Source organism: Sphingobacterium thalpophilum (assembly GCF_038396785.1).
Classification (GTDB): domain Bacteria; phylum Bacteroidota; class Bacteroidia; order Sphingobacteriales; family Sphingobacteriaceae; genus Sphingobacterium; species Sphingobacterium thalpophilum_A.
Map to the genome: position 1 here is coordinate 3,349,162 of NZ_CP151087.1, position 15,405 is coordinate 3,364,566.

Annotated in this window: 13 protein-coding genes and 2 pseudogenes; 1 reads left to right on the forward strand and 14 read right to left on the reverse strand. The window is 36.7% G+C overall.

The features are described from left to right. Positions 1-56 precede the first annotated feature (56 nt). Genes AACH28_RS14890 through AACH28_RS14905 form a run of 4 tightly spaced genes read right to left on the reverse strand, consistent with a single transcriptional unit; the run spans position 57 to position 5,602 of the window. Positions 57-1,457, reverse strand: a complete 1,401-nt coding sequence (locus AACH28_RS14890) for a RagB/SusD family nutrient uptake outer membrane protein (RefSeq protein WP_341830877.1) — start codon at positions 1,455-1,457, stop codon at positions 57-59. 11 nt (positions 1,458-1,468) lie between these two features. Further along, positions 1,469-4,552, reverse strand: coding sequence for a SusC/RagA family TonB-linked outer membrane protein (locus AACH28_RS14895; RefSeq protein ID WP_341830878.1), 3,084 nt, complete (start codon positions 4,550-4,552; stop codon positions 1,469-1,471). 56 nt (positions 4,553-4,608) lie between these two features. Next, complete coding sequence (locus AACH28_RS14900; protein ID WP_341830879.1) at positions 4,609-5,223, reverse strand: redoxin family protein; 615 nt, start codon at positions 5,221-5,223, stop codon at positions 4,609-4,611. 1 nt (position 5,224) lies between these two features. Next, positions 5,225-5,602 (reverse strand): hypothetical protein, encoded by a 378-nt coding sequence (locus AACH28_RS14905; protein WP_341830880.1) that lies wholly within the window; start codon positions 5,600-5,602, stop codon positions 5,225-5,227. Positions 5,603-6,483: 881 nt separating this feature from the next. Here AACH28_RS14905 and AACH28_RS14910 point away from each other — a divergent pair. Next, positions 6,484-6,933, forward strand: coding sequence for a hypothetical protein (locus AACH28_RS14910; protein ID WP_313239262.1), 450 nt, complete (start codon positions 6,484-6,486; stop codon positions 6,931-6,933). Positions 6,934-7,375: 442 nt separating this feature from the next. Here the strand turns inward: AACH28_RS14910 and AACH28_RS25530 are convergent. The 10 genes and pseudogenes from AACH28_RS25530 to AACH28_RS14955 form a co-directional block, all read right to left on the reverse strand. Then, a pseudogene (locus tag AACH28_RS25530) lies at positions 7,376-7,543 on the reverse strand (IS3 family transposase); the annotation flags it as partial. Positions 7,544-7,546: 3 nt separating this feature from the next. Continuing rightward, positions 7,547-7,693: pseudogene (tnpA, locus tag AACH28_RS25535) on the reverse strand (IS66 family insertion sequence element accessory protein TnpA); the annotation flags it as partial. A 216-nt stretch (positions 7,694-7,909) separates the two neighbouring features. Beyond that, entirely contained in the window at positions 7,910-8,344 is a 435-nt protein-coding gene (locus tag AACH28_RS14920) for a hypothetical protein (protein WP_341830882.1), read from the reverse strand. Further along, positions 8,341-10,260, reverse strand: a complete 1,920-nt coding sequence (locus AACH28_RS14925; protein ID WP_341830883.1) for a nucleoside-diphosphate sugar epimerase/dehydratase — start codon at positions 10,258-10,260, stop codon at positions 8,341-8,343. Before AACH28_RS14925 ends, AACH28_RS14920 begins: the two co-directional genes overlap by 4 nt. A gap of 101 nt (positions 10,261-10,361) precedes the next feature. Next, complete coding sequence (locus tag AACH28_RS14930; protein ID WP_159332649.1) at positions 10,362-11,318, reverse strand: glycosyltransferase family 4 protein; 957 nt, start codon at positions 11,316-11,318, stop codon at positions 10,362-10,364. Between the two features lie 8 nt (positions 11,319-11,326). Next, positions 11,327-12,232, reverse strand: coding sequence for an NAD-dependent epimerase/dehydratase family protein (locus AACH28_RS14935; protein WP_341830884.1), 906 nt, complete (start codon positions 12,230-12,232; stop codon positions 11,327-11,329). Further along, positions 12,229-12,732, reverse strand: coding sequence for a serine acetyltransferase (locus AACH28_RS14940; protein ID WP_159332647.1), 504 nt, complete (start codon positions 12,730-12,732; stop codon positions 12,229-12,231). Before AACH28_RS14940 ends, AACH28_RS14935 begins: the two co-directional genes overlap by 4 nt. 3 nt (positions 12,733-12,735) lie before the next feature. After that, positions 12,736-13,608: a family 16 glycosylhydrolase gene (locus tag AACH28_RS14945; protein ID WP_159332646.1), complete on the reverse strand. Its 873-nt coding sequence runs from the start codon at positions 13,606-13,608 to the stop codon at positions 12,736-12,738. Between the two features lie 4 nt (positions 13,609-13,612). Continuing rightward, a complete protein-coding gene (locus AACH28_RS14950) occupies positions 13,613-14,425 on the reverse strand; it encodes a glycosyltransferase (RefSeq protein WP_159332645.1) in 813 nt (270 codons plus the stop codon). Between the two features lie 10 nt (positions 14,426-14,435). Continuing rightward, on the reverse strand, positions 14,436-15,398 hold the full coding sequence (locus AACH28_RS14955; protein WP_159332644.1) for a glycosyltransferase family 2 protein: 963 nt from the start codon (positions 15,396-15,398) through the stop codon (positions 14,436-14,438). Positions 15,399-15,405 lie beyond the last annotated feature (7 nt).

Sequence of the window (15,405 nt, forward strand, 5' to 3'; positions counted from 1 at the left end):
TTAAAAGCTCCAAATATCAGTTTGTTTGGAGCTTTTCTATAATCATACAAGTCTTTTTAGCGTGGATTTTGCAACATGCCTGTAATTTGAACTACATCTTGAGGAATCAATATTTGATATCGCAGATTATTTGGAGGAAGTGTATAGGATTTTTCCACGCCATCCCGTACAATCTTGCGCACCAAAGTCTTCTGAAATTTTTGATCTCTATTAAGCCTTTTAAGGTCAGAGACCCTAACACCTCTAAAAATCAGCTCCTTACGGCGTTCTTGCAAAATATATGTCAATACCTCATCCTGGGATTTGAGTGCAGAAGGAAATACATATTCCTTTGCAAAACGTTTATTCAGCAATACCTCCAATGTAGCTTTTGCCATATTCAATTCTCCTTTGCGTGACAAACATTCTGCTTTTATCAGAAAAATCTCATCCACAGCCAGACCGCAGAAGAAACTCGAGTTATAGAATCCTGCATAATTTCCTTTAAAACCGATAGTACCATCCGTTTTTTTATTAAAGAATATAGTCTTTCTTAAATCTCCCTCATCATACAATCCGAAAAGGGCTGAATCAACATTTGCCCTTTTAGCATTTAAAATAGTTAGATCTGTATTATAGGCCAGAAAGATCGTTTCGGGATTCATAATTTCAAAGGGTGTAGTACTATTTGGATTCCTTGATTTATAATCCATAAGCTCGTTATGGACCGCTAGGGTTTTTTCCGCATATTCCAATGCTTTATCGTAGTTTTGCATCAAGAGATTTACTCGTGCCAACATCGCGAGTGCAGCGGTACGTGACGGCCTAGTTGAAAAGTCAACGCGCACAGGGAGCAGATTCAGCGCTTCTTCAAGATCGTTCAATATCTGTCGATAAGTTTCATCCAAGGTTGACCGTATCGACTTTTCTTCAAAATTGGGCGTTAATCTCAAAGGCATACCCAAGCTAATATTGTTATGCTCGGGATTATCTTTTCTGAAGTCAGAACAATATACCTGGGCCATCTGATAATAAGTGTATGCCCGAAAGAATAATGCAGATCCTTTAATATAATTATAATTGGCATCTTCTATTTTTTCCATCTTCCTTAATCTATCCAACACGGTATTTGCATAAAAAATTGCTAGAAATGGATTTTTCCAGTATACATTGTTATTTGCGGGCAGAAATTGCGGTTCATCATCCCAAATATATAAGCTCTTTTCAAATTCAGTAAGTCCATTAAATACAGCCGTCGTCACATAGAAATCATCCGTATTCATTTCCAATAAGCCGGGTGCAAGATTTGTGTTTATGGTATAATTATTATCGAGCAATGCCTGTAGATCTTTCAATGAATTTGGGGTTACGAAAGAGCTTTCACTCTTTTCGTCCAGAAATTTGTTGCAAGACATTAGCGTAAACAGCCACATGCAATATAATAGACGAGCTGGTATCATATTTCTTAACAGTTTCATAATGTGAAGTTTTAAAAATTGACGTTTATACCAAAGGAATAGATTCGGCTTGGGGGGGTACTAAAATAATCGGGATCTAAGCCTTTCTTATTTGCTTTCCATAAAATGCCGACATTATTTACTGAAGCATTGACCTGTATGGGAATTTTTGCAAATGAATAACTTAATCTCAGATCCTGTAATCTGATGACATCACCTTTTAAGACATTGGGCTCAGCATATTTATAAAAGTTATCTCTGCTGGTATTTGCGGGATATATCATTGAAGGGATGTTAGTCCATTTCTCATCGCCGGGATTTTGCCACCTTTGATAGAAATCTCCATGTCCTGCTGTACCATTGAACATTCCCGCGTATCCCACAGTCCGTTTTCTAAAATAATGACCAAACTTATAATTTATAGAAAATGTGAACTGCAGTTTCTTCCACCCGAGCATTCCTCTTAAGAAGCCATAATGGCTTGGTAAAGCTGAGCCATAATAATGCAGATTTTGCAAAGAATCATTCAGCAACTTTTGATAATCTTTGGAGACCTCACCTTTATAGCTACCTTGAGGATCTCCATTCTGTGGATCTAAACCCTCAAAACGATAGGCAAATACAGGATACAATTCCTTATCCAGAATTGGATTTAAGATCTGCGGGCCGCTTTCTGCATAATTCATCGTCGTATTTATAGCACCATTATAATCTTTCACGACACTTTTTGAGTAAGAAAATCCGAACGTAGTATTCCATTTCAGCGAACTATTAGGGTTTGAAGCAATACTTAATTTAGCATCCCATCCTCTGCCATTGATTACACCGATATTACGGTAGGCATTTCCAAAACCTGTAGTCGGATCAATCTGATCAGGCGCAATCAGATCAACAGATCTTTTGCTATACCATTCAACCGATCCAGAGATTCTATTTTTTAGCATTGAAAATTCTAGAGCACTGTTAAAAGTCTGCACTTCTTCCCATTTTAAGTATGGGTTGGGCGGTGTATTGATCAGACCATATTGATAATTTGTGTACTGCGCAGTGGCCGCATTGTATATCATAATCGGATCACGATTGGCACCGCCGCCAATATTTCCGCTTGTACCATATGTCGCGCGTATTTTGAGGCTGCTTATCCAGGATATATCCTTCAAAAAATTTTCTTCAGCCAATGCCCATGCTACCCCTGTAGACCAAAGGGGGTTCCATTTTTCATTTGTTATAGCACCAAATACATTGCTTCCATCCTTTCGCATTGAGCCACTAATAGTGTACTTGCCTTTAAAGGTATAGGCCGCATTTGCGAATAAGGATAAAAACCGTTGTACATTTTGGGAATTACTTCCATAAAACGGTATATAATTATTTCCGTAAAGATTATCGAAAGTTGGATACGGATTGACATAGTCCACTTTCTGTACCGTCAGCACATCGGCATCAACACCATAGTTTCGGTATGAATTACCATCGACCTTGCGGTGGCTCAGCTCTGTACCTATGAGTATATTAAGTTCATGACTATTTGCCCAATTTTTTGCAAAGTCTAACTGCGCACGGATACGATGGCTCATCAGCGTACTGAACGATCTATCCTGTATTGCTCCTTTTGGCAATATGTATTTCAATTTTCCATCATTCGTTTGCTGCGTAAACTGATTAATGAGATTTCTTGAGAAAAAACTTGATTCTTCATATAAGGAAGTATTTCTTGATTTTTGCGTTTCAGCCCCATAGATCAACTGTCCGGTAATTCCTTTAAATATTGAATATCTCGCAATCATATTTGCAGCAAAATGGTCCATTTTATTTTTTGTCAACGATTTATTTAAATCCTCCATAGGGTTGAGAGTCCAGTCTATCCCATTTTTAGCACCGAGCTCGCTTACGTAATTCTGGTTGAGCAGATAGGGCACGGTTATCGAGTTTCCGACATCATCAAAAAGCCTTGTATAGGGATAATAGAAAAAGTTATCGGTCCCTGCCGGTGCTCTATCAATGGTTGATGTATAGGAGAAGTTTGCCTGTAACTGTAAATTATCGGTAACATCAAACAAGTTAGTCTGTCTTATGGATATTCTGTCTGATAGACTTTTTATGTGCTGACTTAAGTTTCTGTCCCAACCTATCGAAACGCTGTGATCGGATCGGGTGTTGCCGCTATTTATTCTTATATAATCTTGTTGAAGTGCGGCTACTCTATAAAATTTTTCTTTGTCCTTTCTATAGTCATAAGATCGCCAGGATCGAATTTTACGGTCAGCCTCATCCTGCTGTATCTCCCCCAATCTCAATTTTTGTAACAGATCTACCACTGGCGACAGGACTATTTTACGTAATGCCAATGGGTTGGAGAATTGATTGTCAAAATGTCCTTTATCAAAAAGCATCATTTCGAGATCTATAAAGTCAGTTGAATTCACAATAGGTTCATAATATAAATCATCGGGAGGCTGAAAAGTCCAATTCGAAGAAAAGTCGATCTTAAATTTATTTGTGGCTTTTTTCGTTGTGATCACGATTACACCGTTTCCTGCTCTTGCTCCCCATATTGAAGTTGCCGCAGCATCCTTTAGTAGGGTTACGTCTTCGACATCATTTGGGTTGATCTGATCCAATGTCCCTTCGAAGGGGAAATTATCCAGTACAATAAGCGGCTTCACATTTCCTCCCGAAAAAGAATTGAGGCCGCGGATGTTCAGTTGAGCGCTCTTTGTCCTATTATCAAACTGGAGTCCTGTTGCCAGACCATCCAATTGCCCTATGATTGTGGAAGAAATCCTTCTTTTTAACAGATCATTGCCCAAGTTTTCAAAAGATCCTGTCGCTCTTTCCTTGGGCAGCTTCTGAAAGCCATTACTATAGACCACAGCTTCCTGCAACTGGGTATTGCTTTGTTTAAGGACAATTTCAATCCCTATTGCATTATTTAAGTAAATTGAATCTGTAAGATAGCCTATTTTGCTGCAATATATCCATAGCGGCAATTGGGTTACAACGATATTAAAATTGCCCTGGCTATCGCTTGCCCCCAACATTTTCTTCTGACTGTCCCTAAGAGTGACCTTCGTCACAGGATCGCCAGTTTCATCATATACTTTTCCTTTTATCATTTGTTGCCCATACAAATGACTAGTGAAAGAGATTATTACCAATAATAACAGTATTTTCATTCTTGCACTCCTTTCATTCTAGCGAGCAGCACTTTAACTTGATTATCATTGAGAAAATCAGATGTGGATAGCGCGCCCAGTTTACCGAAATGATCGAGCCAAATATAGATTGGCACTGCTTTATGGGGAAATATCTGCTTAAGGAAAGTATCTAAAACGACTGAGGGAGTTTGCGTTCTGTATTTCTCAGTTTTTTTACCACGAAGCACTGTTGCGATCTTTGTGGTATCTTTATCAAAGCTATTGACAAGTAAAAAATTAATTTTATCACCATGGAGACGTTTCAATTGATCCAGTTTAGGAAAATTCGCTACGCAAGAGGTACACCATGTGGCCCAAAAATCCAAGATCAAAGGTTTACCACGATATTCTGCTAAAGTACGCATGACATATTTATTGTTCTCAAAGATCATGAACTCGTGAGACCAGAATTCTTCAGGTACTCTAAACCCAATCATCAAAGGTTGAGCAGTGCTGAGCCCATTGGCCCCGCTGTCCTGGCGGGGCGTCTGGGCAGATAAACTAAACATAGAAACCAAACACAGCAGCATCACTCGTGCTCGTTTGCTCTTAAAGGCCTTATATAAATTGAATAGTGTTGATTTCATCATCTTAAAGATTTGGCTGGTTAATAGATTGAAAAAAATCGTTGATTTTTTTAGTTAGCTGGATTTCCTTCCTATTCGCTTCCAGTGTAGACAGTTTTATTGCGCTTGTATCTAAATGGCGGCTATGTGTCAGGAAATACGCTATTAGAGCACGCAGGATATTCGACAAAAACAACGTTTGCTGTAGAGACTCCAATTTGCTTTCGGTAGCTTCGCCGAGGGTTTTGCATTTGAGATCCAATGCGTAGAGGTATTCGCGTATCGTGACTAGCGAATAATGATCCCAAAAGCTTTCGATACATTTCAATGGATCGTAACTGTCTTCATGGATCTCGTAAAATGGCCTGTCGAGATGCAGGAGATCTTCATAAATGGCTTTCATGTGTTTAGTTTTTGGCTGTGACCATAGCGCATAGCTCTCCCTGTCCGACCGAAATCAGTTTTTGTGGGAGCCTGAATGGGCTCAGGTCACAGCGGTGAAAAAATAAGAAATAGGTTATCGGGCGCGGTGCAGGACAGTTACACGTAATTTGATAGAGACGATACCGCGTCCGTTGGTATAATAAAAAACCGACCTTTTTTTATAGAATTTCTATAACAGTGTTTTTCTAAAATCTTTGCTTTTGAAATCGGAAACCCTTACTTTTAAAGTGTGAAGATAAAAGAGATAAGGGCTGTGCAATTTTAGAGCGTGGATCTAAAAAAACAGGCCGGTAAAATCAACAATTGGTCTGCGATAAATAGGCCTTTACGGCTTTTTTATGCTCGAAGCCCACTGGATATCGGCCATTGTTAATTTTAAGCTTTTAAGAAGCTATTCAGGTGGACAGTATTTGTTCTTGATGAGTAGTGATACTGCAAGTTGACGAAGCTGATCCTTAATCTGCCGTCGTTCTGTAAATGTTCTTAGCTCTTTTGATCTCATAATCTTACAAATTTGGTTAACAAAAAGAGTCTCAAGGGGAGAAGATATTAAAGGCATGACTAAATATAAAAGAGGCAAGCCCCACTATCTTCCACTGAACACAGGTACGGCAAAGAACCCAGACGCAGTTTCCAATAGGGGAGCTTGCCCCTCCTTGTTGTAAAGATACAAAAAGCATTGGGGGTCGCAAACCCTACGTCTCACGTCTTTTGAAATTTGCCGTTTCGTGCCCGAGACTAAATCAGCGAACTGATTATAATACAAATATAACAATACAAAATATAATCGCAAATAAAATTGCGATATAAATTCAAGACATTAACTAACAGAAATATAAAATGAAGTTTGAAAAGTTTTTGAAAACTTTAAACAAAGAGTTTGAAGCGATTTTATCGGATAAAAATCCTTTAGAGTCTTTCCAACTAAATAGTGATTTATCAGTAGTAAAAGGCCGAAACTTTTATAATGCTGTAAAACTACTATCGAACGACTTTGACAAAGACTGTGAAAATGCATTATTCGAAATCGCTAACACAGCCCATAAAAAATATCTTGCAAAACAAAAAGGCAAAGTAAAAAACAATAAGAAGTTGAATACCTACCAAAAATTTATTACTCAATTTGTATCGTCACAAGCAGAAGTTTCAGAAAAAGCAGGCATTGAAAATACAAGATTCACGAAAGTACTAAATCAAACTGCAGATGATTTTTATGCTCATGAAGTTTTTTCGATTGCGAAATCTCAAAATATGAAACTGATAGATGCATTTGAACAGCTATACGAATAACTATTTAAGAATCCTATACTATCTCTGAACAACGAAAGAAGCGACACGATTAATACTGCAAACTCTTCGACTACTTCCACGGCGATGGCGAGCGTCCAATAATTGGGTTAACCTAAAGTAGCATCCAAAACGACAAAAACAAAGATCAAAAATCTTGTATAATTTTTTCTATTTCAAAAAATTATTTCTATATTAGATCAGCCGGTTGAAATATACCAACATTTAGCGAAGCGCCTTAATTTATTAGGGCGCTTTATTACTAAAATCTTCATTACTAAAATCTTCAACGCCATCTACATAAAAAGAGATTTTTTTCGTAATATATTTAGTTTATAAAAGGTACTCCTCTCGCATCACTTGATGTGTGGGGAGTTTTTTTTGTTAGAGCAACTATATCATTAAAATGAAAAAGTGGACTTGCAAATAAAATCGGCAGTGCTAGTTAAGCAGCTTTTTTAATTTTTTGCTCTTTGTTATTAAATTGCTCAATTGTAAGATTTCCCAATGTGGAGTGACGACGTTCTCGATTATACCAGATTTCTATGTATTCGAATAGTTCTGCTTTCATCTGACCCTTGGTAATCAACTTATTGCTGTAAATCTGCTCGGATTTTAGCGTTTTCCTTTTTTGCCAAAGCGTCAGAGGGATTATTTTTGCAACTGTCCCCTGTTCCGCACAATATGCCTTCTTGCTTTTTCCGCTCTGCTGCCAGTCTGCTATCATCGATAACATATATTCTCTTTTTTCTTGTTTGCTCATGCAACAAAGCTAGCACCTAATAGGACATAAGTCAATATGTACTTGATAAGTCGCATACCATCAATAGTGCGTAAAAAGAAAAAATAACACAATAGGAAAGTAAAAAAGTACCTATGTTTAACTGAATTATTGTAGTGCATACAACAAACTTCAGCAACAAATATGGAAAGATTTAGGAATTACTTCCCAGTCAAAGAAAGAACATTAAATATCAATTTATTGCTTTCTATTTTTAAAATAATCCAAGGGATACGTATGGTCATCGTTTGCTGCGTGTTCAATTGCATAGTCGGAATATACGAGCAATTCACTTTCTGATTCCAAAGCTCTGAACGCGGTACCATAGCCTTCAGGAACATGAAGTACGCGAAAATTGGCCGCAGATATAACCATATTATCGACAGGAAGATCTGGGGAGGCTACTTCCCAATTGTCAATTTTCACCAAATCTACGGAAAATGATCCAGAGAGTACATAAAACCAGCGTTGTTCGATCTTATGAGCGCGCCAACCTCTTACCAGCTCTGTATCTAGATTCTTGATAATATAAAAGCGCTTAACAAGACTCATGTCAAAATCATTGACAAATCTTATTTGTCCTCTATGGTCTTTGGCGACTCCCCCTTGTATTATATTTATCCTATTTTTCATTTATCCAATGTTTGAAATACGGAATTTTGTGATCGGTATTCGGGCACAATTTGCTTTATCAATCTTACAAGTTCCATTTTATCTACATGAGGGTTTGCATTTTCTACAAATTGACAAAGATATTCTACTCTACTTTTTTGGATAGCTAAGTCAGCGGTATTTACTTTGGCAATCATAATCTTTTCATGATACGTCTTCTCGGTATTTTCCCCATTTGCCAAAAGTTCCTCAAATATTTTCTCCCCAGGCCGCAACCCCACCACCTTAATATCAATATCCTCTGGATAGTTATATCCTTTTAAGCGGATCATCTGCTTGGCGAGATTCATAATTTTAACCGGTTCGCCCATGTCAAATACAAATATCTCTCCTCCTTTACCCATAACAGCAGCTTCCTGAACCAGTTGGCAGGCTTCGGGGATGGTCATAAAATACCGCGTGATATTGGGATCTGTAATGGTCAACGGACCTCCATGGAGCATCTGTCTTTCAAAAAGGGGGATAACTGAGCCATTTGAGCCCAAAACATTCCCAAACCTTGTGACGATAAAATTGGTTTTAGAATATTTATTAACTATTGAAACAGCTATCTCTGCTACACGTTTTGTGGCTCCCATGACATTCGTTGGGTTGACGGCTTTGTCTGTGGAAACCATTACAAATTTGATGACCTGGTATTTATCGGCCAGTTGGGCCAGCGAATAAGATCCGCACACATTGGTCAGAACCGATTCGTAGGGATTGGCTTCCATCAACGGAACATGTTTGTAGGCCGCTGCGTGAAAGACATAGGTCGGCAAAAAGGCCTGAAAAACAGCATCCATAAAAGACTCGTTGCGGATATCACCGACAACAAAGCTAAAGGATTCAAAATTGGGGCTTGACCGCAGTTCCTGCTGAATCTCATATAACGCCGACTCGGCCTGATCCAATACGATCAGTTTTTTGACGCTGGTACGCGCTAGCTGGCGGACTAGCTCACTTCCAATAGAGCCTGCCCCACCAGTGACCAAAACAACCTGCCCATTCATTTCATCAGCAATAGCTGGATTGTCCATATCGATCGTTTTACGCCCGAGCAGATCTTCTACACGCAAACTCCTGATCTGACGCGTGGCAACTTCACCGGCAAGCAAACGTGCTGTATCTGGGATAATTTTTACTATTAGAGGGATTGGTTCGGCCAATTTAAATACGCGCTGCAACCTACTTGGTGTATGGTCGTCGACAGCAATAATCAATTCGTGTGCATTCCCATGCCGCTTTACAAATTCTTTATCCAAGTTTTGTATATCGTGAACTTTAAATCCCTGAATACGCTTGCCGATACGGCTGGGCTTGTCGTCCATAATAGCGACAATACGGTATTTATTGCGGGATGTGGTGTGAATGAAGTGAAAGGTTGTATTGCCCATTGTACCCGCCCCAAAAAGAATAACCGGAATACGGTTGTCCTTTTGGTTCCAGACAAGTTCGTGATAGATAGCCCGGTACAGCACGCGGGTAAATGTCAATACAAATCCTGAAATCAAAGCATGAAATAGCAGCTGTGTATCTGAAAAAGGAAGCATACCTGAGAGGAAAGAGCCCGGCGGGGCAAGAAACTCGATGACTTTGCTCAACATTTCGGCCACAATAAATGCGACGACAACCGCAAAAACAAGCTGCTGAAGATCCCGGATACCTGTCTTGTGCATCACTGCCCTAAATGTGCCCAACAATAAAAAACAGGCGAAATAAACTGCTGAGATAACGACTGCCTGAATGCACAATTTATCAAAATCAACAGTACCCCGATGTTTGAAGATCAAGAAATAACTGATACCAAAACCCAGTACAACAATCAGCATGTCCAACAAAAGGATCATCCATCGGGGTTTATCAAAAAGCATCCCCTCTCTCCAGAAATTAATCATCTATATCAATACTTAAAATAACTTAAAATGACTTATGGAAAACCTTTCAACAAGCTTCCATATAGTCATTATATCTATAACGTCAAGCCCTACAATAGAAACTATTTTAAATACCTCCTAATGATAGACGACTTGATCATTAAATAGATTACGCTTAAAGCAATAAGTAAGCCAAAAGCAAAGTATAATTGAATGTAGAACTCTTTTTGAGCAAATATAATGACAAAACCTCCGATGACTAATTGAATGATACCATATAAAAAGGATACCAAGAGCTTGTTGACCCCAGCTTCATTACCCAAATATTGGTATAAATGAGATCGATGGGCTTCAAAAATATTTTCTTTTAATAGCAATCGGCGTATTATCGTCCAAACAGCGTCAATGCCATATACAGATAAAAATAGGATGTAAATTAAATTACCTGTTTTTAATATAAGTGCTCCTAAAGCAAATAATAGGATATAGGCAATCGCCACAGAACCAACATCGCCAGCAAAACATTTAGCTCTCTTGCGAAAATTAAAGAAGGTAAATACCAAGACACCCAAAAGTGTAAATGCCAAAAATTCCTGCTCGATAAACACTATTTGCTGATTGACAAGCATAAGCAAACCTCCAACAGCTAAACTATAGCATGCAGTAATTCCATTGATACCATCCATAAAGTTATAGGCATTGATTACGCCAACCACAACAACAAATGTGATCATAAGGTAATACCAAGGCATTGTGAATACATCTAGCTGATAGGCCATCAGCAATACCGAAGCAAAATGGACCAATAAACGTATCTTATTCGATAATGTAAAGACATCATCTAAAAAAGACACCAGAGTCATCATTGTCAATCCAAAGAAAAACCAGGGGTACTGTAAACCAGACCAGATAAAGTATGCCAATGCTCCGAAGTAAAAGACGACTCCGCCGCCTCGCAATGTGATTGCTGTATGCGAAGATCGCTGATTGGGCTTATCAATAATATTAAACCGATCTGCTACTTTGAAGTAGAGCAGTTCCAAAATAAAAAGGATAGCGAAGATGATAAAATATAACATACTGCTTGTCAGTGACTTTTAAAAGATAAAATAGTTTTTCGTAAACCTTCTTCTGCTGTGAGTGGTAATTTTTGTATTCCTAATGCTGTCTTGATCTTTATATTTGAAACCTGTAGATCACTAGTCATCTTCTTTAAACGTTTTGTATTTAAAGGAATTGGAATATAATCACCTATTATAGCGATACTTTTTATTAATTGACGTGGAAGTGATAAATTTAATATCTTTTTATTTGTAACCTCAGTTATAATTTTAATGATCTGCGTTGTGGATACCGCTTCATCATCCGCTATATGATATATGCCGGATTCCAACAAGTCATATTTAGATAAAATTTGATCAATAAAAAAACAAAAATTTTGGATACATATAAATGATCTACTATTATCGAATGAGGCCAAAGGGTAAGGAATACCCTTTGAAACTAATTTATATAGTAAACCTAAATTTCCCTTATCACCAGGTCCATGAACCATAGGAGGACGAATAATGATAAGCTTTTTGCCTACTGGAAGCTTTTGTTCTAAAAGCCATAATTCTGCAGCCCTCTTAGATTTACCATAAACAGAAATCGGATTAGATTTATCCACCTCATTTAATGGGTTTTCAGATTCCGTTTCCTCCAATGCTGCCAGCGAGCTAACATGGATAAGAAGTTCAGCAGAGGAACAAACAAAGAGTTGGAAAATAGTTTTTGCCAATTCAACATTAACCTCGACATATTCCGATTCCTCAGCATTTCCAGCATGATCATGTGCCTTTCCTACAAGATTGACAAAGACGGACGCAGGAGGCAGATGGTCATGCTCACTAAATGACCTCATTGAAATAGAAAGCGCTTGAGGGAAGTACTGTAAAAGATTGCTCCCAATAAAACCTGATCCCCCAAAAATTAGTACTTTATCACTTATCATGACCTATCTTTCAATACCTTTATAATAGGCTTGTTACCTATAACGTAATGATTACTTAAAACACTGCTCATAAGTATTACACCAGCTCCAACTAAAACGTTATCTCCAATTCTTATATCATCACCTAAAATACAAGAATTTACACCCATAGAGACATTATCACCAATCAAAAATTTGTTTGGTATAGCCAATTTGTTAGCTCCACATGTACAATTATGTCTTATTTCAAAATTATTACCTATGATGCATCCTTTATTAATTACTATTCCATGAGGATGCCAAATTTTAAGTCCTTTCCCAATTTTAGTAGTGTGAGGAATCTCTACACTAAAAAAGAACTCATTAATAATAGTATTTAGGCAAATAAATACCGCGCCGATTAACTTCTTAAAAATATTTGAACTTGTATAATATGTGGAAAATCTAAATATTAAGACTACAATCTTGGATTTCTTAGTATAATTTTGTCGCGATTCTAACAGTATTTCTTTAAATGTCATATATTATTTTTTTTGATATACTCTAACATAATCGACTATGAAACTTTTCGGAAAAACTGTTTTTGGAGAAACATTCCCCGCATTATGCCCACCGACAGGCATACCTAAGATGATAAAGTGTGGTTGCCTAAAAGGATTATAACCGTTCTTATCTGTAAGTTTTCTTATATCAGTTCTATTAATAACATTCCCATCTAAATAAATCACAATCTCATTTTCATCCCAGTCCATACGCCAAACATGAAATTTATCAGCCCATTGTTGCTTATTTTTAACCTTTTTTAAATCAAAAAACTTTGCACTCCAAATTACTTGTGATGGCGAATTTTCAAGCGAATATCCTATATTTGAATTAACCTGATTTTTATAATATTCCATAATGTCTATTTCACCACATCTTGGCCACCCAACTTGTTTAAGATTCGCACCAAGTGTCCAAAAAGCTGGCCATAAACCATTATCAATGGGGATCTTAGCACGCATCTCAAACCTTCCATATTGCCATTGGTGCCTTCCACTTGTCATTATAGAAGCTGATGTAAAGTCAACATACTCCTTTTTAAAATTATGATTATCTTCCTTGATATTAAATTTAGGATTTCGCCTCCTTTTATTTTCTTTATTAGCTATCAAATGTAAAAAACCGTTTTTCACAATTAGATTCTCTTTTTGCTTGAAAGATTCAGCTTGATGATCCCAATCATTCTCTGCCCACCAATCATCAAAATTAAATTTGTCTCCCGAGAATTCATCAAACCACACCAACTGATATCCTTCCTTCAAATATTTTGTTTGATTTGATTGTCCAAAAGAAACGACTAATTGGATAAAGATCGAAAAAGTGAATATTGCTTTTAACTTATTTTGAAGTAACATATTATCAACGAGCAAATTTTTTATAAAAAAATTGAATTACTGATTTAGGCAACAACCTAAATGGGACTTTTGTCGCTAGAGACAGCAAAAATTCAGAATAAGAGATTACACCCATTTTTCTTAAAATTTTCAAAAATCTAATTTCTTTAACAACATAATGCGTGCCACTTCTTCTCCCAATCATATTATTTCCAGTCCTAAAATGCAATAAAGGCTGCGAAAGATTATGGATCTTATACCCTGCTACAATTAATCTTACCCATAGGTAGTAATCTTCAAATAGTTGCATATCCTTATATCCTCCCACTTCAAGCACGTGGCTTTTCCTAAAAAATACAGTCGGATGATTAAGAGGATTTCGATATTTAATTAATTTTATAAGTTCATTGTGATTCTCAGGCAAATATCTGAACGAACTAAGATCGCCCGGCATGCTATCAAACTCCTGAATAGTACTACCCAAAACACTGATATCTTCGTGGCTTTCCATAAAAGTAACTTGTTCAAGAAAACGGTTGGGATAACATATATCATCACTATCCATTCTCGCAACTAAATCATTTGTAGTAACTTCTAATCCTTTAGAAAGAGCTTTACCTAAGCCAACATTTTGTGGCAAATTAACTATTTTAAAAAGATGAGGATATTTTCTTGAGAAATCATTTAACAGATCATCTAACGATTCAGTAAGAGGTCCATCTTTTACTAATACAATTTCATTTGGAATTAAAGTTTGTTCAAGTATACTTTCTAAAGATGACGCCAAAAACTCAGCACGCTCTTTACTATAGACACTCATCAATACGGAAAATTTCATAAAAAATAGTTTACATTTTTGCAATTAAACGTCTCAAAGCATTATGGCTAACTTGATCAACAAGGTTTAGTATATTTACAATAATTCCCAAACGACAACTCAAATCAAACTTGCATTTTAAACTTGACAACTGAGGTGCCCTACTTTTATAATCAAAAGAATTTTCTGAATCTTTTACTAAACGTTTCACAAGAGAATAATAATTATATAAGGCATAATTAATATAATAACCTCGTATGCTATCCGAATCATCGAAATAATTCAGCATACGCTCAAATACATCTAACGATGTCAAATGCCGGACATTAATCCTAGCTCCCATTGCCGAATTAGCTCTACGCATATAGGCAAATAGTGATTGACTACTATATTTAATAACCTTTGAATGTGCCATACACTTTATTTGAAATTCTTGGTCTTCAGCATAAAAAGTACCACTTGAGAAGAGAATGTTGTTCTTTTTTATAATAGAAGCTTTACATACAAACGAACATATATGCTGCAATAATTCGCGCTTAAAATATTTCTTCAAAAAGAATGTTGCTGTAAATATTGTGTCATTATACTTTACATTAGATACAATTATTTCTTTTCTATCTTCGACAATTGTAAAACCGAAACTAAGAATATCAATATTCTCCTCCAAATGATCTAAAATCTTATTTAAGGATTTATGTTGGAGAAAATCATCACCATCAAAAAAATACAAATATTTTCCAGTAGACTCTTCAATTCCCCTGTTTCGCGTTACTGAAACTCCTTGGTTTATATCGTTAGCAATAATCTTAATATTAGAATATTTTATAAAATTATCTCTAATTATTTCTAACGTATTATCTGTTGAACAATCATCTATAAGTATTAACTCTACTCTGTCAAAATTGGCCTGGGTAACAATTGAATCGATACTATTGATTACATAAGGCTCAATATTATAACATGGAACTATTATAGATAAAATAGGGATTTTCATATTTTTT